The organism is Pseudanabaena mucicola FACHB-723 (assembly GCF_014696385.1).
GTDB lineage: Bacteria > Cyanobacteriota > Cyanobacteriia > Pseudanabaenales > Pseudanabaenaceae > Pseudanabaena.
Window position 1 is genome coordinate 1 of the sequence record NZ_JACJQB010000047.1, and the last position, 25,028, is coordinate 25,028.

18 protein-coding genes and 2 pseudogenes are annotated in these 25,028 nt (G+C 44.0%); 6 read left to right on the forward strand and 14 right to left on the reverse strand.

Going from position 1 to position 25,028, the window contains the following annotated elements; genetic code table 11:
* A pseudogene (locus H6F41_RS19515) lies at positions 1 to 111 on the reverse strand (IS4 family transposase); the annotation flags it as partial.
* A gap of 128 nt (positions 112 to 239) precedes the next feature.
* On the opposite strand from H6F41_RS19515, the gene purL reads away from it, so the two are divergent.
* Genes purL through H6F41_RS16095 form a run of 3 tightly spaced genes read left to right on the forward strand, consistent with a single transcriptional unit; the run spans position 240 to position 3,776 of the window.
* Positions 240 to 2,567: a phosphoribosylformylglycinamidine synthase subunit PurL gene (purL, locus tag H6F41_RS16085; RefSeq protein WP_190404488.1), complete on the forward strand. Its 2,328-nt coding sequence runs from the start codon at positions 240 to 242 to the stop codon at positions 2,565 to 2,567.
* A gap of 4 nt (positions 2,568 to 2,571) precedes the next feature.
* On the forward strand, positions 2,572 to 3,162 hold the full coding sequence (locus H6F41_RS16090; protein ID WP_190404489.1) for a hypothetical protein: 591 nt from the start codon (positions 2,572 to 2,574) through the stop codon (positions 3,160 to 3,162).
* A 5-nt stretch (positions 3,163 to 3,167) separates the two neighbouring features.
* Positions 3,168 to 3,776, forward strand: coding sequence for a hypothetical protein (locus H6F41_RS16095; RefSeq protein WP_190404490.1), 609 nt, complete (start codon positions 3,168 to 3,170; stop codon positions 3,774 to 3,776).
* Here the strand turns inward: H6F41_RS16095 and H6F41_RS16100 are convergent.
* Positions 3,773 to 4,138, reverse strand: coding sequence for a hypothetical protein (locus H6F41_RS16100; protein WP_190404491.1), 366 nt, complete (start codon positions 4,136 to 4,138; stop codon positions 3,773 to 3,775). The genes H6F41_RS16095 and H6F41_RS16100 overlap by 4 nt on opposite strands.
* 560 nt (positions 4,139 to 4,698) lie before the next feature.
* On the opposite strand from H6F41_RS16100, the gene H6F41_RS16105 reads away from it, so the two are divergent.
* On the forward strand, positions 4,699 to 6,690 hold the full coding sequence (locus tag H6F41_RS16105) for an FAD-dependent oxidoreductase (protein WP_190404492.1): 1,992 nt from the start codon (positions 4,699 to 4,701) through the stop codon (positions 6,688 to 6,690).
* Between the two features lie 39 nt (positions 6,691 to 6,729).
* On the opposite strand, the gene H6F41_RS16110 is transcribed toward H6F41_RS16105, so the two are convergent.
* The 4 genes from H6F41_RS16110 to H6F41_RS16125 form a co-directional block, all read right to left on the reverse strand.
* The gene (locus tag H6F41_RS16110) at positions 6,730 to 7,044 is read right to left on the reverse strand and encodes a DUF3082 domain-containing protein (protein WP_190404493.1); all 315 of its coding nucleotides are present in this window, start codon (positions 7,042 to 7,044) and stop codon (positions 6,730 to 6,732) included.
* A 424-nt stretch (positions 7,045 to 7,468) separates the two neighbouring features.
* Positions 7,469 to 8,092 (reverse strand): ABC transporter ATP-binding protein, encoded by a 624-nt coding sequence (locus tag H6F41_RS16115; protein ID WP_190404494.1) that lies wholly within the window; start codon positions 8,090 to 8,092, stop codon positions 7,469 to 7,471.
* A gap of 44 nt (positions 8,093 to 8,136) precedes the next feature.
* A complete protein-coding gene (locus H6F41_RS16120) occupies positions 8,137 to 10,641 on the reverse strand; it encodes a response regulator (RefSeq protein ID WP_190404495.1) in 2,505 nt (834 codons plus the stop codon).
* A 297-nt stretch (positions 10,642 to 10,938) separates the two neighbouring features.
* Positions 10,939 to 12,408: a TldD/PmbA family protein gene (locus H6F41_RS16125; protein ID WP_190404496.1), complete on the reverse strand. Its 1,470-nt coding sequence runs from the start codon at positions 12,406 to 12,408 to the stop codon at positions 10,939 to 10,941.
* A 398-nt stretch (positions 12,409 to 12,806) separates the two neighbouring features.
* On the opposite strand from H6F41_RS16125, the gene H6F41_RS16130 reads away from it, so the two are divergent.
* A complete protein-coding gene (locus H6F41_RS16130; protein WP_190404497.1) occupies positions 12,807 to 16,208 on the forward strand; it encodes a response regulator in 3,402 nt (1,133 codons plus the stop codon).
* 117 nt (positions 16,209 to 16,325) lie between these two features.
* Here the strand turns inward: H6F41_RS16130 and H6F41_RS16135 are convergent, their stop codons facing one another.
* The 5 genes from H6F41_RS16135 to H6F41_RS16155 all read right to left on the reverse strand — a co-directional run bounded on the left by H6F41_RS16135 (position 16,326) and on the right by H6F41_RS16155 (position 19,758).
* The gene (locus H6F41_RS16135) at positions 16,326 to 17,672 is read right to left on the reverse strand and encodes a cytosine deaminase (RefSeq protein ID WP_190404498.1); all 1,347 of its coding nucleotides are present in this window, start codon (positions 17,670 to 17,672) and stop codon (positions 16,326 to 16,328) included.
* A 28-nt stretch (positions 17,673 to 17,700) separates the two neighbouring features.
* A complete protein-coding gene (gene aroQ, locus H6F41_RS16140) occupies positions 17,701 to 18,135 on the reverse strand; it encodes a type II 3-dehydroquinate dehydratase (protein WP_190404499.1) in 435 nt (144 codons plus the stop codon).
* Positions 18,136 to 18,184: 49 nt separating this feature from the next.
* A complete protein-coding gene (locus H6F41_RS16145; RefSeq protein ID WP_190404500.1) occupies positions 18,185 to 18,511 on the reverse strand; it encodes a carbon dioxide-concentrating mechanism protein CcmK in 327 nt (108 codons plus the stop codon).
* 181 nt (positions 18,512 to 18,692) lie between these two features.
* The gene (locus tag H6F41_RS16150; protein ID WP_408962548.1) at positions 18,693 to 19,091 is read right to left on the reverse strand and encodes a DUF1499 domain-containing protein; all 399 of its coding nucleotides are present in this window, start codon (positions 19,089 to 19,091) and stop codon (positions 18,693 to 18,695) included.
* 262 nt (positions 19,092 to 19,353) lie between these two features.
* A complete protein-coding gene (locus H6F41_RS16155; protein WP_190404502.1) occupies positions 19,354 to 19,758 on the reverse strand; it encodes an MAPEG family protein in 405 nt (134 codons plus the stop codon).
* A 31-nt stretch (positions 19,759 to 19,789) separates the two neighbouring features.
* Between H6F41_RS16155 and H6F41_RS16160 the strand changes: the two genes are divergently transcribed.
* Positions 19,790 to 20,590: a hypothetical protein gene (locus H6F41_RS16160; RefSeq protein ID WP_190404503.1), complete on the forward strand. Its 801-nt coding sequence runs from the start codon at positions 19,790 to 19,792 to the stop codon at positions 20,588 to 20,590.
* Positions 20,591 to 20,733: 143 nt separating this feature from the next.
* Here H6F41_RS16160 and H6F41_RS18805 read toward each other — a convergent pair whose 3' ends face one another.
* The 3 genes and pseudogenes from H6F41_RS18805 to H6F41_RS16180 form a co-directional block, all read right to left on the reverse strand.
* Complete coding sequence (locus tag H6F41_RS18805; RefSeq protein ID WP_199288806.1) at positions 20,734 to 21,405, reverse strand: DUF4926 domain-containing protein; 672 nt, start codon at positions 21,403 to 21,405, stop codon at positions 20,734 to 20,736.
* A gap of 106 nt (positions 21,406 to 21,511) precedes the next feature.
* Positions 21,512 to 24,481 carry a leucine-rich repeat domain-containing protein gene (locus tag H6F41_RS16175; protein ID WP_190404504.1) on the reverse strand — a complete coding sequence of 990 codons (2,970 nt, stop codon included), beginning with the start codon at positions 24,479 to 24,481 and terminating at the stop codon, positions 21,512 to 21,514.
* Positions 24,482 to 24,535: 54 nt separating this feature from the next.
* Positions 24,536 to 24,856, reverse strand: a pseudogene (locus H6F41_RS16180) (DUF5615 family PIN-like protein); the annotation flags it as partial.
* Between the last annotated feature and the right edge of the window lie 172 nt (positions 24,857 to 25,028).

Here is a 25,028-nt window from a genome sequence, read left to right on the forward strand (position 1 = left end):
TGTCCTTACTCGTATTAGCGCGATCAGAAATGCCGACACAAATGCTAGTCTTGCTGCATTCCATTGCAGATGCTGCTGCAACATTTCTCGGAATAGGTTAATCTCTTTGATAGGGGTTTTATGGTTAGATGTGGTTATCTTTTATAAAACCCCTTTCTCTCTACTTTTGCAACTTTTTGTCCTGTACTTAGGTTGTTGCGATAAGATGAACATCGCAAGCCAAAGATTTGTCCTTACCCATGACCGCAACTAATCCATCTCCCAAATTTTCATCAGCCGAGATCAAATCTGAGGGCTTAACCCTCGATGAATATCAAATGATTTGCGATCGCCTTGGTCGTGAACCCAACAAAGCTGAATTGGGAATGTTTGGCGTAATGTGGTCAGAGCATTGCTGTTACAAAAACTCGCGTCCTTTGCTCAAGCAATTTCCCACCACAGGCGATCGCATTTTGGTTGGGCCGGGAGAAAATGCAGGTGTGGTCAAGATTACGGATGATATTGCGATTAGTTTTAAAATCGAAAGCCATAACCGTCCTTCGGCTGTCGAACCTTATCAGGGCGCAGCGACAGGCGTGGGCGGGATTTTGCGCGATATTTTCACGATGGGAGCGCGTCCCGTGGCAATTCTCAATTCATTAAGATTTGGCGAACTGTCTGACCCTTGGGTACGCAGTCGCGTTAACGGCATTGTTAATGGCATTGCTGGCTATGGTAACTGTATCGGCGTTCCTACGGTGGGCGGCGAAGTTTATTTTGATAAAGCCTATAACCGTAATCCGCTCGTGAATGCGATGGCGATTGGGATTATGGAAACCAAGGAAATCGTCAAGTCGGGTGCTGCGGGTGTGGGCAATCCTGTAATCTATGTTGGCTCTACTACGGGGCGCGATGGGATCAAGGGAGCGAGTTTTGCTAGTACGGAAATTTCTGGCAAATCCGAACAGAATCGCTCGGCGGTGCAGGTGGGCGATCCATTTTTAGAAAAATCGTTAGTGGAAGCTTGTTTAGAAGCTTTTAAAACAGGCGCAGTTGTGGCGGCGCAGGATATGGGTGCGGCAGGTTTGACCTGTTCTACTTCAGAAATGGCTGCCAAGGGTGGCGTTGGTGTGTCCCTCGATCTCGACAAGATTCCTGCGAGAGAATCAGGAATGACTCCTTACGAATATCTGCTGTCGGAGTCACAGGAACGGATGTTATTTGTTGCCCATAAGGGTAGAGAACAGGAATTAATCGATATTTTTGAGCGTTGGGGACTTCATGCGGTAGTAGCTGGTGAGGTTTTAGAAGAACCGATTGTGCGGATTCTCTGGCATGGTGAAGTGGCGGCGGAAATTCCTGCGACGGCTTTGGCAGACAATACGCCGATTTATCATCGTCAACTTGCGGATACACCCAACTATGCTAAGGCGGCTTGGGCTTGGGATGAGAAAGCTGCGATCGCAAATTTCCCCACAATTAACCCCAATGATGCTCTCTTGCAATTACTCGATACCCCTGCGATCGCCTCAAAGGCATGGGTCTATCGTCAATACGATCACCAAGTCCAAAACAATACGGTAATTTTTCCCGGTGGAGCTGACGCGGCGGTGATTCGGTTACGCAGTCAAGGTTTTGGTGCGGGAGAATTAAATTCGACACAATGTCAAATTGACTCTTTGGCAGGAGTTGCCGCCACCGTCGATTGCAACGCCCGTTATGTCTATCTCGACCCCTACGAAGGCGCAAAGCTGGCGGTGGCAGAGGCAGCCCGTAACCTATCCTGTGTTGGCTCTGATCCGATATCTGTCACTGATAATTTAAACTTTGGCAGTCCTGAAAATGCGATCGGTTATTGGCAACTGCACGAAGCCTGTCGCGGTATCGCTGAGGCATGTCGGGAGTTGTCCACACCTGTAACGGGTGGCAATGTGTCGCTCTACAACGAAACCATTGACGCTGAAGGTAATGCCCAACCAATTTACCCCACCCCTGTGATCGGCATGGTCGGGCTAGTGGAAGATGTCACCAAAGTCGTTGGTCAGGGTTGGCAAGCTGTGGACGATGCTATTTATCTGATCGGTGGCAATCGCAGTAGTTTGGCTGGTTCGGAATATCTCGCCTCAGTGATTGGCGAAGTTACGGGTCGTCCTCAGCCTGTTGATTTTGAGCTAGAGCGTAAGGTGCAATTAGCCTGTCGCCAAGGCATTGCTCAGGGCTTAGTTCAATCTGCCCATGACTGTTCTGAAGGTGGTCTAGCCGTCGCTATTGCCGAATCAAGTATCTCTGGCAAGCTCACGGCACAGATCAATTTAGCTAATGCTGAGGCACAGGATCTCACTCAAATTCTGTTTGGTGAAGGCGCAAGTCGGATTGTAGTTTCAGTCAAAGAGGTTGACCGCAGTGCATGGGAATCGCACCTGAATAGTGTCATGGGTAATAGTTGGCAACATATTGGCACTGTCACCGATGCGGACAAGGATTTGACAATTGCAGTCGATCAAAATATTACGATCGCAGTCTCTTTATCCCAAATCACCAAAAACTTTACTGAGTCGATCCCCAAGCGCATGGGACATACTTTATAAATACATGAAGCATTCTAAGCTGATCGTGATAGGACTCATCTTTGGCATTTTTATTGCCATTGGTGGGTTCTACCTTCAGCAATCAGCAGTTTTTACTGCATTTTTAGAAAATTTTCGTCCTAAAGGCGAGCAAATTATTGATATTCGGGCATCACCACCCAAGAGAGCCGACAAACTATTTACCACCTTTGTCTACATGCCCATCCTTGATTACAAAAGGGCGGAAAACAGTGGCTTAGTGCAGGGCTTATGCTCGCGGCAATATGAAGTTGGCATTGGCTATGAGGATGTCTGGAAGTTGTTTGAGCAATATCAAGAAGCCGCTTGTAAAGACGATTTCCAATCAATGCCCAATCCCACGATTCTCTCGACCAATACGGTTAAATCAGACATTAAGGGGGAGTATACGCAAAGGGAATGTGATGCCTTTGATGAAAATAACTCGGCGGGTAAGCGACGCAATCGCGTGGAAATATTGACTAAACTAGGACAGGATGGGCAATGGCAAAAAATCGCCGAAAATAGTCGGCGGGTGCTGACTGGGTATCTCAGGATTTACTGCTCAGTGCCAGATAACGCAAGTATTAAACAATAAAACCGATGGTATCGATCAGAGCACTCTTAGGTTTGGCTGTAGGGATAGTGCTGTTGCAGAGCTGTCAGCCTGCTCCAGTCCCAGAGAAACAGCTCGAAGAAACCATCATCACCAAAATTCGCCAAGATACGCCCTATCTTGCCCACCTAGAGGCAATCTATAGCGTCAACTACGTTAACTATATTGATAAAAAATTTTTTGGGATCAGGTTTCCCTTTACTCAGGATGATATTTATATTCGCAATGATGTAGCGAGTGTGTTCTATGGCTATCCCCTCAAGGATGCTGACATTTCCGTAATTATTGAGAACAATCAGCGCACACTTCGGGTGAAACTACCAGAACCACGACAGATTGCAATTGACCGTCGGGTTCGGTCGGCTGAGGTAAATGATCAACGCTCAATTCCCCTTGATGAACAAGGTCGTAGGGTTGATGTGGATCAACATATCAATGGGCAGGTCAATGCTGCGATCACAAAATACGAAGAACAAACCGTAGGCATGACCCGCGAAATGACTAGACAATATTTTCAGGCTATTGCCGATCGGTTTAATCTAAAGTTGCAATTAGAGTTTGTCGGAAATGTTGCAAAGCCAAAAGAAAAGGGTTAAATAACTTGAAATCGAGGATTTTTTGATAATGCCGTGGCATCAAAAGCCTGCGCCCACTGCAAAAAGTCATCACCAGATATGTCGATATAGGGATCGATCAATAGGGCTAAATAACTACCTTGTTGCTTGATTACCACCGCCGTATAGTCTTTGCCACGAATGACAGCATGGGTGAAGGATTCCATCGGCAAGGAAGCCGCTAATAAAGACTTGAGTCCGAGAGCTTGGAAAATTGGCTGCACCCAAGTGATGCTCTTGCTGCCATCAACAAGGGTGTAATATTCCTTGGGTAAACCGCTTAAATCAAAGGTTGCTGCACCTAACGTATAGGTTTCAAATTTAGTCTCTTCTAAGGTTGTCATATTTAATTTGCTAAGCGACCGTTGCGTTTTTTCTCGTTAAACTAGTATTTTTTTAATGCAGACCTCTGTACTCACCGATCCTATCAAGCAAAAAATAGGTTTGCATTTCCCCCTATCCCTAACTTTAATTTTGCCACAATCATTAAAATTATATTTATTGTTCAATATTATCGCGATTACCATTGGCATTCTCTAGCCTTGCGATTAATCGCCACCGATCGCTTTTCCATGGATGCTCGCTCAGCTGCTACTCAAATTATTCAAATGTAGCCGATGTCACCGTGGCAACGGTCATATTGCTGAAAATCTGCTGAGAGAGAGTCTCTACCAGTTTTAAATTTACAAATTCCAAAATTTTGGTAATTATCAAGGTGATTTGCGATCGCGAATTTTTGTTATAGAAACTATAAGAATTGTCGTTTTTATTTGGCAGCAAATTTACATACACTTAAATGTATCCTGTGTCATCGTCTTTACATTAATCTTAAAACTATGCTGTGCAAGTACAGACTGTTGGCATAAGGACAGCAGCTTCCCGTTTCATCAAATAGCAGTGAGTTATGAGCGAGCCAAAGAAACAACCCCAACATTTTAGTGATCGGATCAATGATGAAGGTCAGCATCCACCAAAATCTACCCACCCTAAATTGCGATACGCTCTAGGTCTCATATTTACAGGATTGGTACTGAGCGGAGCTGCTGCCCGTAATTGGCAAATCTCTGACAAACCTAAGCCCTCCCCTGATTCAATTTCCCAATCACAAAACGCTCCGACTCAACTATTTGACAACAATGGTTATCCCCTCCTCAATCCACCACCTCCCGCCGATGCGGAAGTATGGGAATGTGAGGTCGCCGTTGTGGGTGGCTCACTAGGTGGCGTTGCTGCGGCCTATCACTCCATGAAAACAGGCGCAACAACTTGCTTAATTGAGCTAACCCCAATGCTAGGGGGGCAGGTTAGCTCACAGGGTGTGAGTGCCATCGATGAATCTTTGCTAATGCGTTACCGTCAGGAGTTTCCCCTGAGCTGGACACATTTTAAAAATATTATTGCTAGTCAACCCGCACTACCCGAAAAATATTCCTATCTCAAACCGGGAGCCGTGGTTGCCGATACCAATAGTTGCTGGGTTGGTAATCTTTGCTTTACACCCTATTCAGGTGAACTCGCTTCAGAAGAATTTTTGCGAGAGTCCCAGCGCTCAGCCCCCCAAAGTCGATGGGGGACACAAATCGCTTTTAAGGGCGCAAGCTTTAACGCCAAAGGCGATCGCATTACGTCAATTCATGCAGTGCGCCGGATTCCTCGCGATCCCAACTACATCGCCAAGGGGCGTTTATCCCGTGAGCTAAAGAGCTGGTTTACTTGGAATTCCGACGAGGTATTCGAGAAAAAGGCAATTCGTTTACAGGCTCCCGCAGGTAAACAACTGATGGTGATTGATGCAACCGATACGGCGGAGTTAATTGCTTGGGCAAATTTACCCCATCGTGTTGGCGCAGAAGGTTTCGAGACCACAGGTGAAGTTCATGCAGTTGCCGATAATCCTGAATGCACCCAAGCTTTCACCTTTCCCTTTGTCCTCAAAATTGCTGATGATAATGGACAATCGCTCAAGGAACTGAGCAAAGTTCAGCCTGGCTATTCACGGGAAGAACATCGCCTTGACTATGACTTGGGCAGATTTCCCATGTTTGTGGGCAACAGTATGTTTAACTATCGCCGCATTGTCAGCATGAAGCGAGATGATCCCTTCACCGCCACTCCTGCCAGTGGTGATATGACAGTGGTGAACTGGAATCGCGGCAATGACTGGGGAATTATGAATCCACCCCTGATTTTGACTGACAAACAAATTCGTGAATCGGGACAACAGCACAACTGGATGGGTGGCTTAGATACAGGTGCGCTCAAGGATGGAGAAAACCACGCCCTCCTGTTTGCCGAATGGTTAATCGAAAAATACGCATCCGCAGAGTTTCCATTACGGCTAATGTCAGGCTTTGATAGCCCTATGCCCACTGAGTCAGGGCTGAGTATGTATCCTTATATCCGTGAAGGTCGGCGCATTTTGGGACGCGCAGCCTATGGACAAACTGAGTTCATGATGCGTGAGCAGGATATTCGTAATGATATGGAGGGCGCTCGTGACTTTACGCCCACCTCGATTGGGTTAACCCATTATGCGATCGATATGCATGGCTGCCGTTATCGCAACTGGGAGCCTTCCAAGTCACCTAGTGCCGCGCCTGCCAATGAGGATAAGGTACGCCCAATCATCTTGCCCTTTGAAAGTTTAATTCCGCAGCGCATTGATAACTTACTGATTGGGGGTAAGTCGATGGCAGTGAGTCACATTGTCAACGGTGCAACTCGTATTCATGTGGGTGAGTGGTCAGCAGGATCGGCGGCTGGTGTGGCGGCGGCATGGATTGCGATGCAAAATAATCCTGATCTCAGCCCGCAAGCTGTCCTCGATCGCAATCGCATTGGTGAACTACAGGAGCTTTTGCGATCGCAAGGTGTCGTCATGAACTGGACGGAATAGCGACTAAAACATAAAAACCATACTCAAAGGGTATGGTTTTTATGTTTGGGGTTTACGCCATAGCGACATAAATACTTGCTTAAAGGTGAGCAACACCAAGCCCACGGCAATCACGGCAAAAATCATGGTTGCTCCTGTACCCACCGCCAATAACAAAGTACGGACGAGGGTCGCAATGCGATTGGCTAGTGTATTAGTGGTTTGTAGTGGTGCTGAGGCTAACTTATGCGCCACCATATTCGTAAATGAATAGAGTCCTGTCGCGAGGGTCGCAGAGATCGCCGCGCCTGTAAGGTTTTTAAAGGGCGAAGGGGCTACTTCAGGTGGTGAGGGGAGTTTGGCTTCTTCGGACATAGGTCGCAGTTAGCAAATAATGATTAGAGTCATGGTGAGAAACATAGAGGACATGCAGTTGCGAATTTTTCACCCGACTGGGTTTATTTTTTTGATTCTCGAAAGTGTAGTTACACTTTCGAGAATCATTGATAGCAGTAGGTTTTAGAACTGCTGGTTCTAGAGATGTCGCGATCAAAATCGCAAAAAAATCATTTAAACAGGCAAAAATCTTAATATCTTTGACCACAAAATGATTTAAGATATCGGCACTCAACACAAAAATGCTAGTCCACTGGAAACAGTGGGCTTTTTCTGTGTATTTTTATCATTGCACAAATGTCACAAATGTCGATGTGCTGCCATAAATAAATTCGGCAATAAGTTTTTGTTGGCGCGTAGATCAATGGCATAGGTGGCGCATCGCTCCGCCTATGTCATTTATCTATTTAGCAACTGTACCATTGGCAATTTTCCACACCTGATCTGCCATTTCGCTAAGTTCTTCAGGCTCATGGGTCACGACTAAGATCGTCCAGTCTTTTTTGAGATCCTTCAAAATTCCTAAAATTTGTTTACGCATTGACCAGTCTAAGCCAGCAGTTGGTTCATCTAGTAATAACAAACTGGGCTGACGAATCAACTGCACCGCTAACGCTAAACGTCTCTGTTGCCCACCACTAAGGGATTGAGGTGAAGTGCTAGGATCTAGATGGTTTAAACCGACTGCACTTAGTGCCGCACTAATGCGATCGCTATCGAGATCAACATGCCCCAAACGCAGCTCTTCTAAAATCGTACTGCCACAAAAATGTCGCTCAGGGAATTGAAACACCAAACCACAAATTTGTTGTAAATGATCGGGCATTAACTCCTGAGACTTCCAATAAATACCGCCACTTGACCACTCCACAAATCCCGCTAAGATCTCCAGCAAGGTGCTTTTACCAGATCCACTTGGCCCCACCATCAGTCCTAACTGGTGATCCTGTAGCTCAAAAGAAATATTTTTGAGAATCGCCTCAGGAGTGGCAGGGGGATGATAGCCAAGATTTTGGATAGAGAGCATAGAAAAATTGGGTTGTTAGAATGATATTCGTCGCAACTACTATTCTAACTTTCTAGTTTGGCTAGCTCTCGACATACAGCCTGATATTGCGACTCAATGTCTGCCATGAGTTGGGGTAAGCCTTCTCGATCACCACGTTTTCCCTTAATTTCAACTTCCAAGCAGAGATCCCCAAGAATCTTTGCCCCTAAAATGTTGCTACTACCTTTGAGGGTATGGGCATTGTAACTAACGTCCTGTAGATCATCCTTGTCAATCGCCCGTCGCAAATTTTGTAATAGTACAGGGGATTCTTCATGGATAAAAAGATTAATCATGCGACCTAACAGCTTGGGATTAATCTGTTCCAGATTTTGAATCGCACTTTTATCAATCACCTGATTATTGATGATTGGCATATCTGTATCAATTACATTAGCTTCAGCGATGCCATGACTTTGCATCATTCCGATTGCCCATTTCTCAATGGTACGTTGCAGCGATTCCATCATAATTGGCTTACTAATGTAATCATCCATGCCTGCGCGAAGACACATTTCGCGATCGCCCTGCATTGCACTAGCAGTCATCGCAATAATTGTCGGGCGCTCGTAGTCAACATTCAATTCATCCCAACTATTTACTAAATAGGTTGCGGTTTCAAGACCATCCATCTCTGGCATTTGGACATCAAGTAACAGGAGGTCATAGTGCTTTTCCCGTAGAGCTGTTAACACATCTAGCCCATTACTAACCACATCAGGGAAATAGCCTAATTTGATCAACATTGCCATCGCTAATTCTTGGTTAATCAAATTATCTTCCGCAATCAAGATCTTTAACGGAACGCGATCACCTAATCGACTCTTGTCCTGACTAGGCTGTTTTTTGGTCTCTGGTAATGTGTAGTTTGGTGGTTCATTTTCAATTTTGGTTGCGATCGTAAATGAGAACACAGAACCCTGATTGACTTCACTTTTGACATCAATATTCCCACCCATATTTTCCACAAGTGTCTTGCAAATCACTAGTCCTAACCCTGTTCCACCATATTTGCGCGAAGTGGAAACTGTGGCTTGCGAGAAGGGCTGAAATAGTCGCTGCATTTGCTCATCGCTAATGCCGATACCTGTGTCAGTGACAGAAAAGAGTAACTGGAAGGAATGATCGCCAACAGGTGCTTTTCCTGATGGTAGACTCACATCAATGTGAACTGAACCTAAATCAGTAAACTTAATCGCATTAGAAACTAGATTTAATAAGATTTGGCGTAATCTTGTTCCATCCCCTATGATAAATTGCGGTACGTTGGATTGCACGCTCACCTGAAAGTCTAGATTCTTTTCGGAAGCTTTAGCAAACTGTACATCATAAATATCATCAATGACAGCACGGATATCGAGGGGTTCATTTTCTAATTCCAAACGACCTGATTCTAGTTTAGAGAAGTCTAAAATATCATTGATTACCGAAAGCAGCATTTCACCGCTCACTTGGATCGTTCTCACAAATTTGTTTTGTTCAGGATTGAGATCAGTTCCCGCTAAAAGCTGTGTCATCCCAATTACGCCATTGATTGGTGTGCGGATTTCATGACTCATCATTGCCAAGAAAGCTGCCTTGCTGGTCAAAGCTTTTTCGGCCTCCTCCTTTGCTTTCCGTAAATCTTCCATTAATTGATTTTGGTGACTTTCGGCTTGCTTTTGGGCAGTAATGTCACGGAAACACCAAATTAATCCAAAGAATTTGTTTTTGTCAGAGCTGACGGGGCTGGTGTAGTAGTCAAAAGTGCGATCGCAATATTTGATTTCTCCCTGTTGGACTGCATTGGGATTGTCATAGGTATTTTCTAAGAGATCAACCAATTCGGCAGGAAGTTTTGACTTGGTTAAAATTAAACTCAATAAGGGTTTGTCGAGAATCTCGTTAGCGATCGCAGCGTCCGTAAATAAATCAGGAGGCAAATCCCACATTTCACAGAAGCGATGGTTAAAACTGGCGATTTGTCCCTGTTCATCAACCGCAAAAATTCCATCAACAACCGCTTCCTTTTGGGCATGGAGCAACAAGTTGGAGCGTTGGAGCTGCTTGAGCATTCCTACACGCTCAAAGATAACCTGTGAAAGTTCATGATTTTTTTGCTCAAGTCTGATTTGCAGATGACTAAGATGCAAATGTAAATGAATCCGCGCAAATAATTCATCAAATTGGTAACCCTTATTATTTACCTTGAGGACTACGTGATCTGCACCACCAGACTCAAAAGATTGCAGTTTTTCTTGAATGTCCTCATTGCTGCTGATAAAAACGATAGGAATATCTTCCGTAAAAGTATCGGCTTTGAGGATACGACAAACTTCATAGCCGCTCATTTCAGGCATGACTGTAGTCATCAAGATCAAATTAGGCGCACAATTTTGCACCTCAAGCAAAGCCTCAGCACTATCAACAAAAACTTTAGGTATGTATCCGCGTTCGCGCAATGCCGACGCGAGTGCTTGAACAAGATCGGGATCATTGTTCACGACAAGCACTGTTGATTGAGAAGTGTCGATCTCATTTGCTGGCACGACTTGATCCCCTTTTGATCCGTTGGTCAATTTTAGTTAATGTCAATATAAAACTTGCAGTGCTGTTACTGATAACGATATGAAGCCTATTGTTTCTTGTTAAAAATTTATCTTTTCTGTGAGATTAGAACCCAAACATGTCGGTTGTAGATAAATTAATAGATAAATTATTTGTTTAGTATAAAACTATTAACCTGTGATTTAGGCAAAAGCATAGCTCAAGAGTAGCTAAAAAACAATCATAAGTAACTCAAAACCAGAGGCATATAGCCTCTGGTTTGCTTAATTTTGCTTAATCTAGCGTCCACCCACTGTAATCGCATCGACTTTAATATGGGGCTGCCCAACAGTGACATAAACACTACCACTAACTGATCCACAGAAACCCGCAGCCAGTTCTAGATCGCGAGAACTCATTGAAATTTCCTGCATAATTTCCTTGGCATCACCGATCAGAGTTGCCCCCTTAAGTGGTTTGGTGACCTTACCATTTTCGATTAAATAGGCTTCATCCACAGCAAAGTTAAACTGACCCGTGGGTAGAACACTGCCGCCACCCATCTTTTTGCAATAAATGCCCCTGTCTACCGAGGCAAATAAATCTTCTAGGGCAAAATCTCCAGCATCAATGTAGGTGTTCCGCATCCGACTAGCTGCCGCATAGGCATAGCTCTGGCGACGACCGCTACCTGTGCGCGGATGTCCTGTGCGTAATTCTCCAGCGCGATCGCTAATAAAGTTTTTAAGAATTCCATTTTCAATTAACAATGTACGCTGGGTGGGCATTCCTTCATCATCCATATCAATGGTTCCAAAGGCTTCTTCCGAACGACCTTCATCCCATGCGGTTAGATTCTCATGGGCGATTTTCTGTCCCTTCATAGCGGCAAAGGGAGTAGTTTTTGCTTCGATGCCTGTGGTTTCTAACAAATGCCCACAAGCCTCATGGAAGATTACTCCACCAAATTGGTTTGCCATGATAATTGGATAGGAACCAGATTCTACATAATCGGCATAGAGCATTTGTCCTGCGGCTTCAACGATTTCATCCACTACAGGCTCGTAGTTCCAATTGCGGAGATAGCTGGGGTCATTGGTTTTACCAACGCGCTTATTGATTGAAGAGCGATGAACGCCATCGGCACAAAGAATATTAGACCCAATAGATTGTGTGAGGCGAATGTCTCTAGCAAATGTGCCATCACTAGCGGCAATGAGAATTTCTTGCCAATCGCGGAAATATCCCGAACGTCTGGACTGGACATGTTTACCTCTTTTGGCAAGGAGTTGATTTGCGCCAAGGAGAATATCGCCCATCTCACGCATTGGGCTACATTGAGCAATCCATGATTCTTTATTCTTTTTGGTGGCGTAGTCGCGAAATAGTTCTAATTGAATCGAGGGGATAATCGAGTTTTGTGAAGGAAGCTGTAAACCGAGAATGGAGAGGGCGCGTTCGAGGGCAGATTTTAGCCCTAAGAAGGTCAAATCATTGGTGCTGACATAGCAATCAGCCTTGCCCTTAAAGGCGCGGATACCTGCACCTGTAGATAGTCTTGGTGAGATGCTCGTAATACTGTCATCTTCGGCAAGACAACTAATGTAATTATTGCGTTCTAAAAAAAATTCGACAAAATCTGCACCTGCGGCGCGACCGAGTCCTAACAAGATTGATAGGGGTGCTTCCCATGTTTCGTCAAAGCGATCGCAGACAGGATTGTATTCCAAATTTGACAGCTCTTTAGTCTGGAGCAGATTGCTAGGCATAATGGTTGATCTTGGGTGTTGATGTTGCGTGAAGTTACTGCTGCAAGTTTAACAAATTGCCCAGCTTCCAGTTTATTTAAGGTTTTTGTAGTTAAGCTGAATCTATGTCATCTGTGTTGCTGGTGGCACCCAAGTTAGTTACAAAAATGTCATAATGTGATCTAGCGGGCGATTTTAACGGGAAAGGACATGCATTAGAGTTAGAGTGCTTTGGGCTTGCCAAACTATGGCTGGCAGATTTTGCCATGACACAAACCTTACAAACTGTAAACAAAGTGTTGTTATGTCTAAACTTTTCTCTAAATTTAGATGAGGATAATTATAATTTATCAAAAAAAATATAAACATTTGCTAAAAATATTTGCACATTCAGAGACACAATCCGTAATTGCCTAGACATGGAACCACTCAGACTAAGAATGTTACTTGGTTTGGAAATTTTACAGAGTATGCGTTTGTCCGACAATACGCAGGATATTTTCCAAGAAGTCACCACAAAGTTATTAAATCTGGTTCAGGCGGTTCATGTCTCTATTTATGAGCTAGATCGGCTTGCCCACCAAAACGACAGTCAATTAAAAATCACGGGGAAAGTTGTAGCAGAAGCGACCGCTTTGGATTGCCAGCCTTGCTCATCGACAGATATTGAAAATATTTTGAGTACAGAATATCCATGGGGACATGATATTGCGCGGCAGATTATTAATTTAGATACGGCAGGGATCCCTAGATGTGAGTTTAATTTAGCCGAAAAATTTGCTGGTAAGCCTTATTTGCTTGTGCCAATTGCCTTGACTGAAAGTGGGGGAAATAGCTTTCTGTGGGGATTTTTGACGATCCATCAATATACGGACTTGGAGGAAGATATCCTGCATCAATCTTGGGATGAAGATGATCTGTTGATCATTCAACAGATTGTGATGCAGCTTGAGATCATGTTGCAAAAGGATCACCGCTATCAAAAAATGATCCAAAAAGCAGATGAAGCTGAGCAATCCTATGCGACCCTGTATCGATGGATGGAGCAGTATCGCTATTTGGTGGAACGAATTCCAAGTGTTTCGTATATTGCGCCCCTTGATGACTCGTTAGATTTTGCCTATGTCAGTCCGCAGTTACGAGATTTGTTAGAGATTCCTGCTTCAGAATGGGATATTAGCTTTTTGCGAAGTTGGTTTGACTATATCCATCCAGACGATTGCGATCGCGTTAAGCAAGAAATTGCCCGTGCAGTGGCAACACAAAGACCATTTTGCTCTGAATATCGGATGATTTCTAGAAGTGGCAAGGTAATTTGGATGAGGGATACTGCTCATTGTGGCTTGGCTACGGATGGTAAAACTCAGGTGGTGAGTGGCTCAGCTTTTGATATTAGCGATCGCAAAGAAATTGAGCAGACTTTGCAAAAGAGTGAGGCGATGCTAGCAAAGGCACAGCGTATCGCCAAAATCGGTAACTGGGAATGGAGCGTTTTGGATGACGAAACAATCTGGTCGGATGAACTATTTCAGATGTATGGTCGTGACCGCGCCTTGGGTTGTCCTGTGTATGAAGAAGTTTTGGGATATTACGTCGAGGAAGATCGTCCTAAGCACGATCAAGCTGTCCAGAGAGCCATTGCCACAGGCGAGGCATACCATTTAGAGCTACGAATGCCAAAATCCGATGGTTCCTATCGCTATATTGAGGCGATTGGTAATGCGGAACGGGATGAACAGGGTAGAGTGGTGCGACTATATGGTACGGCTCAAGACATTAGCGATCGCAAATTAGCAGAACAAAAACTAGCGGCGGCAAAGGTTGCTGAATCGGCGAACCAAGCCAAGAGTGAGTTTTTAGCAGTGATGAGCCATGAGTTGCGAACCCCGATGAATGCGGTGATTGGCATGACTGAGATCTTGCAAAATACGCCTCTATCAAGACAACAGAAGCAATATGTCAACACGATTCAGCAAGGTGGAGAAGTCTTACTATCAGTAATTAACAACATTCTTGATCTATCGAGAATTGAGTCGGGCTATTGTGAACTAGAAAGTAAGCCGTTTAAGCTGCATCAATGTATTGATGAAGTTCTAGAATTGATGGCGGCACGGACTGCGGAAAAGGAACTAGAACTGACGGCTTTAGTTAGTTTAGATGTACCATCACATATCATTAGTGACTATACTCGCCTCAGGCAAATCATCGTCAATTTAGTCAGTAATGCCATTAAGTTCACTGGTGCTGGTGAAATTGTGATTAAGGTCAATGCTCATTTAATTGATCCTCAAACCAATACCTATGAGTTGAAGTTTGATGTCAGCGATACAGGAATTGGCATTGCCCCCGATGCGATCGCAAAATTGTTTAAAGCATTTAGTCAGGCTGATAGTTCAATTACTCGCCAATATGGTGGCACGGGCTTGGGTCTAGCCATTTGTAAGCAGCTTTGTGAACTGATGGGCGGCGAAATTGGTGTAAGTAGTGTGGTTGGCAAAGGTTCTATTTTTAGTTTCTCAATTCGCGCTCAATCTGTATTTATTCCAGATAATAAGTTAGAGGAAATCGCCGCACAGTTGCAGGGTAGAAATATTTTAAGCATTAATGCTCATACTTCCTGTCAAGAAGCGATCGCTTTGTATACTCAGGCATGGGGAATAACGACGCATCCTGTATCCTCTCCTGAGCAAGCAATGCAATATCTCGTAAATTCACGCTTTGATGCGGTTTTAATCGATCGACGTTTATCTAATCCTGATGGATCTAAGGCTGATGGTTTCGCACTGGCGCAAAATATCCGTGAAATCTTTCCCGATGTACCTGTGATTTTGATCAATCCTGTGAACTTAATGGTTAATGAAGCTACAGGCTCTAACTCTGTGTATTGGGGAGACTGCATCACTAAACCGATCTCGGCATCGAAACTCTATCAATCCTTTGCCAATATCTTTACTCCTAAAAATACACTTCCATTAAATAATTCTGCTGTATCTCTGTTAGCTGATGAGAGTGATCATGTTCTCTATAATCATGATTTTGCGAAGCAATATCCATTACAAATTTTAGTTGTCGAAGATAATCCCGTAAATCAGCATGTTTTGATGTTGATGCTCACTAATTTAGGCTATCAACCCGATTGTGTAAGCAATGGGAAACAAGCGGTTGATGCAATTGTCAAACATAGTTATGACCTCGTATTTATGGATATTCAAATGGCGGTTATGGATGGACTGACGGCAACTAGACATATTCGCCAATTGCCACAACATCAACCTTGGATCATTGGACTATCAGCAAATGCCTTTGCCGAATCCCGTGCAGTTGCCTTAGCATCGGGGATGAATGACTATTTGACTAAACCATTGCAAGCAACAGGGTTAGTCAATGCTTTGCAAAATAGTCCTGTCATTAATTTGCCAGAGCGTCACCAAACCCAACCGATCCCTGCCCGTGAACAAACTTTAGATCCACAAATTCTGCATACCCTTGCTGATTCTATTGGCAAACAGAACTTGTCAGATTTACTGCTGACTTATATTGAACATTCTGCTCAAGCCGTTGTGAATATGGAGTCTGCATTCCAAGCAAGGGACTTTGTAAAGCTAGAAGCAGAAAATCATTCTCTCAAAGGTGGAAGTGCGACCTTTGGCGCAGATCGACTCTTGAAACTTTGTCAAAAACTGCAATCAATCTGTCGTGTGATTATTAAAAATCAGTTGAAATATACCAATGCTGATATCAAGGAAATATCGATCATTTTGGAAGATATTGCAGCAGAATATGATCGGGTGGCTCAGTTTCTGCAACTAGATATAGATTGAGATGATATAGCAAAAAACTAAAAGCAAAAGCCGTTCGCTAGAAGTTTCTAAAGCCCTCACCCCTAGCCCCTCTCCTACGGGAGAGGGGCTAGGGGTGAGGGCTCCACGTAACATCAGTTAAAAAATTAAGGCATCGAGTTCTGCATAGTCGGGTAAGGTGGTGTCAATGGCAACACCATCTCGAAATACTTGGCGATCGCTTTGATTGCGCGACAGCAATTCGTTATAACTGCGAGCTTTGAAGAGAATGAAATCTGCGGCTTGATCGATGCCAATAGTACCAACATCTTTTAATCCCATCAATGATGCAGGACGACTTGTTACGGACTCAATCCAATTGTCGTAGGGCGTGTCTAGATGACAGATTTTTGTACCCATGCTGAAAACTTGCAATAGATCATGATCGCCAAAACCGTAAAAAGGGTCACGACAGTTGTCACTGGCGAGGGCAACACTCACACCTGCATCGTCTAACTCATGAACTAGGGTTATGCCACGCCAACGGGGAGTACGATCGGCAATTCGATCCTGAAGATACATATTACACATCGGTAAGCTGACGATGCCCACATTGGCAGCCTTGACGATCGCAATGGTTTGGTTGGCGGTTTCTTCATCCTGCACTGACAAACTACAGCAATGTCCACAAATAACCTGCGATGTAAACCCATGTTTTAAGGCGTTTTCGGCAATGCGATGCAGCGTGCGGGACTCTGGATCATTATTTTCATCGGCATGAAAATCGACACTGAGATTACGCTCGGTGGCGAGGCTAAAAATGCGTTCTAAGTAATAATCAAGTTCAGGAACCATGTGGGCAATGCCGCCAATGATGCCACCTAAATCTGCGATCGCATCAGCAAAATTTGCCCCCTCTGGTGTGGCGAAATGGGAAAGCGGTACAAGTGAGACTGCCTGTAAAGCAATCTTACCCTGCCATTTTTCGCGCAATTCCTTAAATACTTGAAATGTGGTTTCTACCTGATGGGGTGGACAATCTAAATGGGTGCGAATCGCCTTAGTGCCGTGGGCATAACTACATTTAAGACCAAACTCCATGCGGCGATAGAGATCGTCATAGTGCCAATTTTTCTGCTCAGTACAGTCACTATAAATACCCTTGAGCGCTCCTTGAAATGTGCCATCGAGGTTAGGACTGCGTTCCCAAATATGTCCTTTGTCAAGGTGCGTATGCAGGTCGGCAAAACAAGGCAGCACCAGCCCCTGTTTGCCATCAATGATCGGCAAACTCTCGGTCGGAATTTGTGAAGGCAGCGCATTGTGGCAGTTAGGAACAATGGCGGCGATTCGGTGATTACGAATTTCTACGTGACAGGGAAATAGACGATCGCGTTGTAATGTTGGTGCGAGTTTCGTCTCTAGCTGTAAATCTCGCAGCGCAGGCTCTATAAAACACTGGGGAATCCGCACATTGACAAGCCAATAATGCATTGTTTCTGTCATCGCATTTATGTGATCGCCATCTATGGCGCTATCGATTTAAATAATTTACTAATGCTCGTAAGCCGAGGAAATAGCTATCTGCCCCAAAGCCACTAATTTGACCAATCGCCATCGGGGCAATAAATGAGTGATGCCGAAATTCTTCGCGTTTATGGATATTGCTGAGATGCACCTCAACGGTGGGAATATTGACGGCTGCGATCGCATCCCTGAGTGCCACACTGGTATGGGTAAATCCACCTGGATTAATCAAAATTCCCTGCGTGACCTGAAAAGCCCCATGAATCGCATCGATTAGTACCCCCTCATGATTGGACTGCAAAAAGCTTAGCTCTGCGCCCATTTCTAGAGCGTCTTGAGTTAAGCGATCATTGATCTGAGCCAAGGTGGTGCGACCATATACCTCTGGCTCCCGCAGACCGAGCATATTCAGATTGGGTCCATGCAAAACCAATATTTTCATGTGTTGATCACCATTGCTTCGATCACTGCACCGCTATTTAGGTAATTATTTAGGCAAATTCGCCAAGGGCAGCACTGAAGCACATGGTCTTGGTGATGGCTTCGACGTTGCCATGGGGACGCGGAATAACAGTGGCGGACAGGAATAGCGCTTTGTCCTTGGAACTCATGACTTCAATTTTCTTGGCAGCTTCGACACCAGCCGCGACAGCCTGCTGCACATCACTGACTGGGCCACGGATGATGATCGTCAAGCGTGCGCCGCTAACCTTTTCATAGCCAACTAAGGTGACATTGGCAGCTTTAACCATTGTGTCAGCGACAGAAAGGGCGGGAGGATGCCCTAGCACCTCAACGAGACCGACTGCTATTCCCATAAAATTTCCCTGAGCTTGTAAATAAGCTAATTAAGTAATCAAATAACGGTGTTTTTATCAAACTCAATCATAAATCTCAATGGTATCGATTGAATGATACGCATCGTTTATTTGCGATATAACAAAATATAAAGACCGCGACCATGGGTTGCGGTCTTTATATTTGGCAAATGGGCGTAATTTAAGCAAATTGGGCACGGATGGCTTCGACGCGGGTACGGTTAACGCCAAGATCAGACTCTCCTAAACGTGAAGCAGAGCGGACTTCGATGATGCCTTTGTCAGCATTGAGGTAAAACTCCACATCATCGACATAGCCCATCAATGCACTGGTGAACTCAGCATAAATGTAGTTACCTTCAGCAGTAATAATTTTGGTGCGGGGCATACTGCTGATCACCGATTTGAGATTGGCTAGAGCCTGAGCAGGATCGCCTGTGTAAGTTAAGGGTGCAATTTTATGCTCAGCGTCGGTACTTTGGCTAGAAACACAATTGGGCGAATTAGGGCAGGCGAGCAGTTTGCCATCGACTACGCCAAGGTTAGCGGGACGTGTACCAGAAAATGAAAAAAGTGCCATAGGTGTTGCGATCGCAGAATTGAGTGAGTGGGAAAGTGAATTTGCCGAAGCAGCAGGGGTAAATCCAAAGTAAGCAAGGGTTACAAAATATAAGCTCGCGGCGATCGCGACAAGTTTAGACATATTGATATTACTAACTACACTGAGTATTAATACTGGTTAAGTGATTATGGCACTTTCTATTCGGTTTCTCCCTATGGCTGAAGATAGAATCTAGTCTGTGTAGTTTGCATAGCAAACTACACAGGCTGTTTTTTTGAGGCTAGGGGAAGAGCAATCCTTTGACAAGATTGAATAATGTGCCGAACATGAGGGCAAGGGTTGCCAAAGATGCGATCGCATTCCCTGCGGCTCGTTTGCTTGCCTCAATGTAATAGCCCCATGCGTAGGCGATGCGCCCTACAATCCAGACTGCTCCTAAAATTGCACCAATATTAGGATTCACAAAAATACTAAACAACCATAGACAGGGCAGAAAAATCACAATTTGCTCAAGGGTGTTTTGATGAGCGCGATAGACTCGCTCAAAGTCTTCATTGCCAGTGGTTTGTGGCGGCATGATTTTATACTTGAAACGGGCAACGCCCACCCCGATGCCTAAGCCAAAGTAAACGAGCAATGCGCCAATGGTGACGATCGCAGGAAATACGAGTGTTTTAATGTCCATATCTTGATTTCTATATATCTGGTTTTATCCTATGTCAAAGTTTCAACTCTATTTCGCCACAATTGCGATCGCAGGTTTTACGATTGGCTGTCAGCAAGCCCCATCTGTCCCCACCGAGAAGTCAATTAACTATTTGCGATCGCAGCTAAATTTATCGCCTAACCTAAAAATTGTGGCAGAGTCGCAACAACCCCAATCCGTCAATATTAATGACCTTTGCCAAACCTCTGAACCCACGCAGGCAGGCTTTGCAATCAAATTAATCGCCGAGGACATCCGCTATACCCTGCAAACCAATCAAGATGCTAGCAAAATTGAAATTTGTGGCTCTGAAGATGCGAAACCAGCGGCAACGGCTAAATACAATGGTGCTGGCTATACGCTGCGATATCCTGCATCATGGCAAGCGATCGATCTCGGTTTAGAGCCTTCAGGGGCAAGTGCCGTGATTTTCACACCGAGCCGTGAAATTAAAGGCGCAAATGCCCAGATCATCCAAGAGCTACAGCAAAGTCAGCAAATACATGTGATGGTGGCAAGACAGCCCATCAAGAATCGCATCTCTACTGCTTCTGAAAATCCTAAAGATGTTGTGAATCTCCCCTTTGATGCCAAGGTGAAAGGCGCGAAGTCGGGTTCAAAGCAGGAGTTTAAAATTGCGATCGCAGATACTTCAGGAAGTTCGCAATTGTGGAAAGTGAAAGTTTTAACTCTAGAAGTTGATGATTTCTTCCATACAGTTAGCTACTATCAACCCAATTCTCAATCTGATGATGGTTCACAAACCTTTGAGCAATTTGCCAATAGTTTCTCCCTCATTCAATCTCCATAAAGTGAATTTTCCTCATGTAGGGGTAGAACATTTGCGTCACAATCTCTAAACTCTCCAATCAAATATCAATTGGCAAATGCTTTACCCTCTGTGCTTTTACCGATAAATTATGGCTGCGTTGCAAGGTCGTGGGCAAAGCATTACTAAATCTTGGTTAGCTCAATCCCTAATTTATTACCTATTTCCATAACATTATTAGCGAAGTCAGTCATATTTGCGATTGGTGTGCCAATGACGGAAATAGCAGTAAGTAAAGCAACTAAACGCTTTTTAAGTTTGGGAAGACTACGTTCTTTTTCTGGCTTCTGGATTTCGGCTTCGACATCATCAATATCAATGGTGATGTCTTCGCGAATTTCTGTGGGAAACTGAGCGGCAGTTTGACGTAGATTGTTGATTAGATCTAATAGTTCGGCTACACTTGCGCCGCTTGTTTGGGTGAAGTTTGAGGCTTGTTGACGTGAGTTGTCTTTGACTTCATTAGCAAAGTTGGCGATGTTTGCGCCTTGGAGATGGTTATTAAATTGTGTACCAATTTTATCTCCGATGACTTTATCTCCTGCAATATTATCTCCTGAGCCGTATTGATGAATGTTGTTGGACATAGGTTTGTAATGGAGTTTTAGGAGTTGACTAGCAGTTAGGGCTTGCGTAGCGTAAGTTTGACCATCATCATCGCTAAATTCGACTTCGTAAACTTCAGGGGCAAGGATTTCGACGATGGTTCCGACTTGTCCTGCTAGTAAGCGATGTTGGGGGAGGTCAGTTTTTAGAGCAACGATATCAAATAGATTAAGCTTGGTTAAAGTGAGCATTGGCTTTACCTCAAGATATAACAACTAACGCGATCGTGTTGGGGGTTGAGGCTGTAGTTCCAGAGTTTGTTGCGATCGATAAACGCTGAATTTAGATTAGGTAACTTCATTGAGCATCTTCAATATCTGCATCGCGAGATTGAGTAAATTGACTAGCAGATAGTCGAGCATCATCTGACATGGTGTTAGCCATATTTCCTATATTTGCACCTCGCAAGTCATTGTTAATATTGTTAACTATTACATTAGCTTCTTGTCGTCTAACGTTCTTGTCAATGTATCCATCCAATAGCAAGTTAATTTTAACCCTTCTTCTAAGTTGGGGGACAAATGTTTCAGTTTCTCCCACATCTTCAGCGATCAAGAGATCTTGGTAATTTAATGGCTCAATTTTGGGGTGTTCAGGAATAGTCACCCATTCAGTGATATCAAGATTGCTAAAGTTTTTGTGGATCTTATTAAGTTCTTTACGGATGATGGCGAGAAATTCTCGGCGGGTTTCTTTGCGCCCACTAATGGCGATAAAGATCTTTTTGTCTTCGGTGTCGGCTTTGATGCGAGCGATGTTGTAGACTTCTCCCGATTCTGGATAGGAAAGCATTACACCACTGCGCCAGTAGGTTTGATTGTGGATATAGTCGCTGGTATTGACGATAAAGCGGGAGATGATGCTATTGGGTAGAATGCGGTAATGATATTGAAATTCGAGGATATCGTCTGGGAGTCTGGTGTTTTGTGGTTCGTCTTTAGGCAGAATGGCAGGGATAAGAAATTTAGGTGGGTGGCAATCGATGGTAAAGTAAAGCTTGAATTCTTGCATTAACTCGATCAAGTAATGATGCCGATCTCTGGGGTAACGATCTAAATCAAGAATGCGATTTAGATCTACGAGTGTGAAGATGCCTTTGTTTTCAGTTTTGAGAATGTCATCGCTAAGCAGTTTATAAATGCCTTCTGTTACCCATTCAGGTTTAAGAACGTTTGTACCTTTGAGAATGGGATGATCGCGGAAGTTGAGAACCAAGCCGAGTCGATGGAGTAAATCGATTAATTGCTCTTGGTTGTTTTCTTCAGGAATTTTATTCTCGTGACAGATGCCGATATAGCGGTTATAGCTAATGAAGTCTTCGGTCATGGCTTCAAGTTGTTGCTTGACCTCAAACCAAGATAGAGGTAGGAGATCGTAAACTTCTTTAAGATTGGCAACTTGCTCCAAAATAGCAGTGCGAAGTTCATCAATGCCGATGTTGTCTTGGCAAGAGGTTTCGATAATCGCTTGAATATTAGGATATTTTTCGCGGAGAGCTTTGCGGTTGATATCGAGAGGTTGTTCGTCTTTTTTGTTGCCAACGATAATCACAGGAGACTTATCGCCAAAGCTCTCAATCAGTTTTAGCCAATATTCGATGCGGTTCTCTTCTTCGCTGGTGCGACAGTTGCAAACTAAGAGATAAAGGCTACGCTTGGTTAGGAAAAACTGATGGGTGGCATGATAGATTTCCTGTCCGCCAAAGTCCCAAACATTGAGGCGAATGTCTTTACTATTAACTTGTATGTCCCAAGGTTCTACATTCAGACCATCAGTTTGTTGTTCATTGGGGTTATAGCGATTGTGAACTAATTTTTTGATTAGTGATGTTTTGCCAACGCTACCCTGTCCAACCAAAATTAGCTTTGCTTCATTAAGCGGACGGACTTCACCGCTACGAAGTTGGCGTAAGTAGTTAAAGATATCTTTAACTGCACCAGGATCTTTATAAAGTTCTTGTACGCCTAGAATTTCTGGAGAAATTGGCAATGGATTTCTCCGCAAATCTAGTTTTTTTAGTTTTGGTAAATTTTCAAGTACATCAGGAATCTGCGTAATTTGGTTGCTATGGAGGGAAAGCGAAGTCAGATTTAATTGGGCGATCACGTCTGGTATCTCTGTGATTTGGTTGTTAGAGAGGGAAAGCTCCGTCAGATTTGCTAAGTTGCTGATCGCGTCAGGTATCGCCGTGATTTGGTTGCTAGAGAGGTCAAGCTTAGTTAGATTTGTTAAGCTGATCGCGTCTGGCATCGCCGTGATTTGGTTGTTATCGAGCAAAAGTGTTGTCAAATTTGCTAAGTTTGCGATCGCATCTGGTATCGCCGTGATTTGGTTACCGCCGAGGGAAAGCGTAGTCAGATTTGCTAAGTTTGCGATCGCATCTGGTATCGCCGTGATTTGGTTGTTAAAAAGGAAAAGCGCAGTCAGATTTACTAAGTTTGCGATCGCATCTGGTATCGCCGTAATTTGGTTGTTAAAAAGGAAAAGTGTAGTCAGGTTAGCTAAATTTGTGATCGCGTCAGATATCGCCTTGATTTGATTGCGACTGAGGGAAAGCGTAGTCAGGTTGGCTAAATTTGTGATCGCATCTGGTATCGCCGTGATTTGATTGCCACTGAGAGAAAGCGTAGTCAGGTTGGCTAAATTTGTGATCGCATCTGGTATCGCCGTGATTTGGTTGTTATCGAGGTGAAGCTCCGTCAGATTTATTAAGTTGGCAAACGAGTCAGGTATCGTCGTGATTTTATTGTTAAAAAGGAAAAGTGTAGTCAGATTTACTAAGTTGGCAAACGAGTCAGGTATCGTCGTGATTTTGTTGTTATCGAGGTGAAGCTCCGTCAGATTTACTAAGTTGGCAATCGAGTCAGGTATCGCCGTGATTTTGTTGATAGAGAGGTCAAGCGTAGTCAAATTTACTAATTGAGTGATCGCTTCTGGTATCGCCTTTATCTCGTTCCAAGAGAGGTCAAGCGTAGTCAGACTTGCCAAGTTAAGAATAGCGTCTGGTATCGCCGTGATTTGGTTGAATGGAATATAAAGTTCTTTGAGATTGGTTAGTTGAAAAATCTCTTGGGGAATAGCAGTTAACCTATTTCCTTCACCCCTTTTCTCATCATCATCCCACTTACCTAAAATCAACCTTTCCAGACTTTGCAACCGTCCAATTTCGCTCGACAATTCTTCCAGATCGTTCCCCGACAGATCGAGTTCTGTCCAGCCCTCACGTTCTGCTTGGGCGATTATTGCCAATAACTCTGCATCTGTCATAAATTCAAGGAAAAAGTAGAAAGGAAAAAAGAAAAAGTTTGTTTGAGGACAAGGCTAATTTTTGCGAATTGGTAAAATTCTTACCTTCGATCGCTGCATATCAATAGAAACTAGCGCGCCAGTTTCAAGTTCTTCACGAAACTGTGCAATACCTGCCATTACCACATCTCCAATTACACCAGCAAAAGTTTCCTGAGTCCGAATTTGTAACACACTAGGCGCATCAGCCTGAGTCGCCGCCAAAATTGCCCCAAAATCAAGATCATGTGTAAACACAACAAAACTATTGACTAGAGCATATTCCATAATTTCTCGATCCTTTGCCGATGCACTACCCACGCTCGACCAATGTATCGCTTCTATTCCTGATGCTGCAAAATAATTTACCTAATCAGGCGACAAATTCATATCAATCAAAATCTTCATGCCGACACCAAAGCGACCTCTAAGTAGCCATGCAGAATTATTTACACATATCCGAACTAATGGGAAGATTCTAAGAATCACCATATCCGAACTAATTACTGTGAGACTAATTGAGCCACTT

Excerpts from the sequence above, each read along its gene's own strand:
- purL (WP_190404488.1), top strand. The coding sequence starts at position 240 with ATGACCGCAACTAATCCATCTCCCAAATTTTCATCAGCCGAGATCAAA.
- H6F41_RS16090 (WP_190404489.1), top strand. The coding sequence starts at position 2,572 with ATGAAGCATTCTAAGCTGATCGTGATAGGACTCATCTTTGGCATTTTT.
- H6F41_RS16095 (WP_190404490.1), top strand. The coding sequence starts at position 3,168 with ATGGTATCGATCAGAGCACTCTTAGGTTTGGCTGTAGGGATAGTGCTG.
- H6F41_RS16100 (WP_190404491.1), bottom strand. The coding sequence starts at position 4,138 with ATGACAACCTTAGAAGAGACTAAATTTGAAACCTATACGTTAGGTGCA.
- H6F41_RS16105 (WP_190404492.1), top strand. The coding sequence starts at position 4,699 with ATGAGCGAGCCAAAGAAACAACCCCAACATTTTAGTGATCGGATCAAT.
- H6F41_RS16110 (WP_190404493.1), bottom strand. The coding sequence starts at position 7,044 with ATGTCCGAAGAAGCCAAACTCCCCTCACCACCTGAAGTAGCCCCTTCG.
- H6F41_RS16115 (WP_190404494.1), bottom strand. The coding sequence starts at position 8,092 with ATGCTCTCTATCCAAAATCTTGGCTATCATCCCCCTGCCACTCCTGAG.
- H6F41_RS16125 (WP_190404496.1), bottom strand. The coding sequence starts at position 12,408 with ATGCCTAGCAATCTGCTCCAGACTAAAGAGCTGTCAAATTTGGAATAC.
- H6F41_RS16130 (WP_190404497.1), top strand. The coding sequence starts at position 12,807 with ATGGAACCACTCAGACTAAGAATGTTACTTGGTTTGGAAATTTTACAG.
- H6F41_RS16135 (WP_190404498.1), bottom strand. The coding sequence starts at position 17,672 with ATGACAGAAACAATGCATTATTGGCTTGTCAATGTGCGGATTCCCCAG.
- aroQ (WP_190404499.1), bottom strand. The coding sequence starts at position 18,135 with ATGAAAATATTGGTTTTGCATGGACCCAATCTGAATATGCTCGGTCTG.
- H6F41_RS16145 (WP_190404500.1), bottom strand. The coding sequence starts at position 18,511 with ATGGGAATAGCAGTCGGTCTCGTTGAGGTGCTAGGGCATCCTCCCGCC.
- H6F41_RS16150 (WP_408962548.1), bottom strand. The coding sequence starts at position 19,091 with ATGGCACTTTTTTCATTTTCTGGTACACGTCCCGCTAACCTTGGCGTA.
- H6F41_RS16155 (WP_190404502.1), bottom strand. The coding sequence starts at position 19,758 with ATGGACATTAAAACACTCGTATTTCCTGCGATCGTCACCATTGGCGCA.
- H6F41_RS16160 (WP_190404503.1), top strand. The coding sequence starts at position 19,790 with ATGTCAAAGTTTCAACTCTATTTCGCCACAATTGCGATCGCAGGTTTT.
- H6F41_RS18805 (WP_199288806.1), bottom strand. The coding sequence starts at position 21,405 with ATGCTCACTTTAACCAAGCTTAATCTATTTGATATCGTTGCTCTAAAA.
- H6F41_RS16175 (WP_190404504.1), bottom strand. The coding sequence starts at position 24,481 with ATGACAGATGCAGAGTTATTGGCAATAATCGCCCAAGCAGAACGTGAG.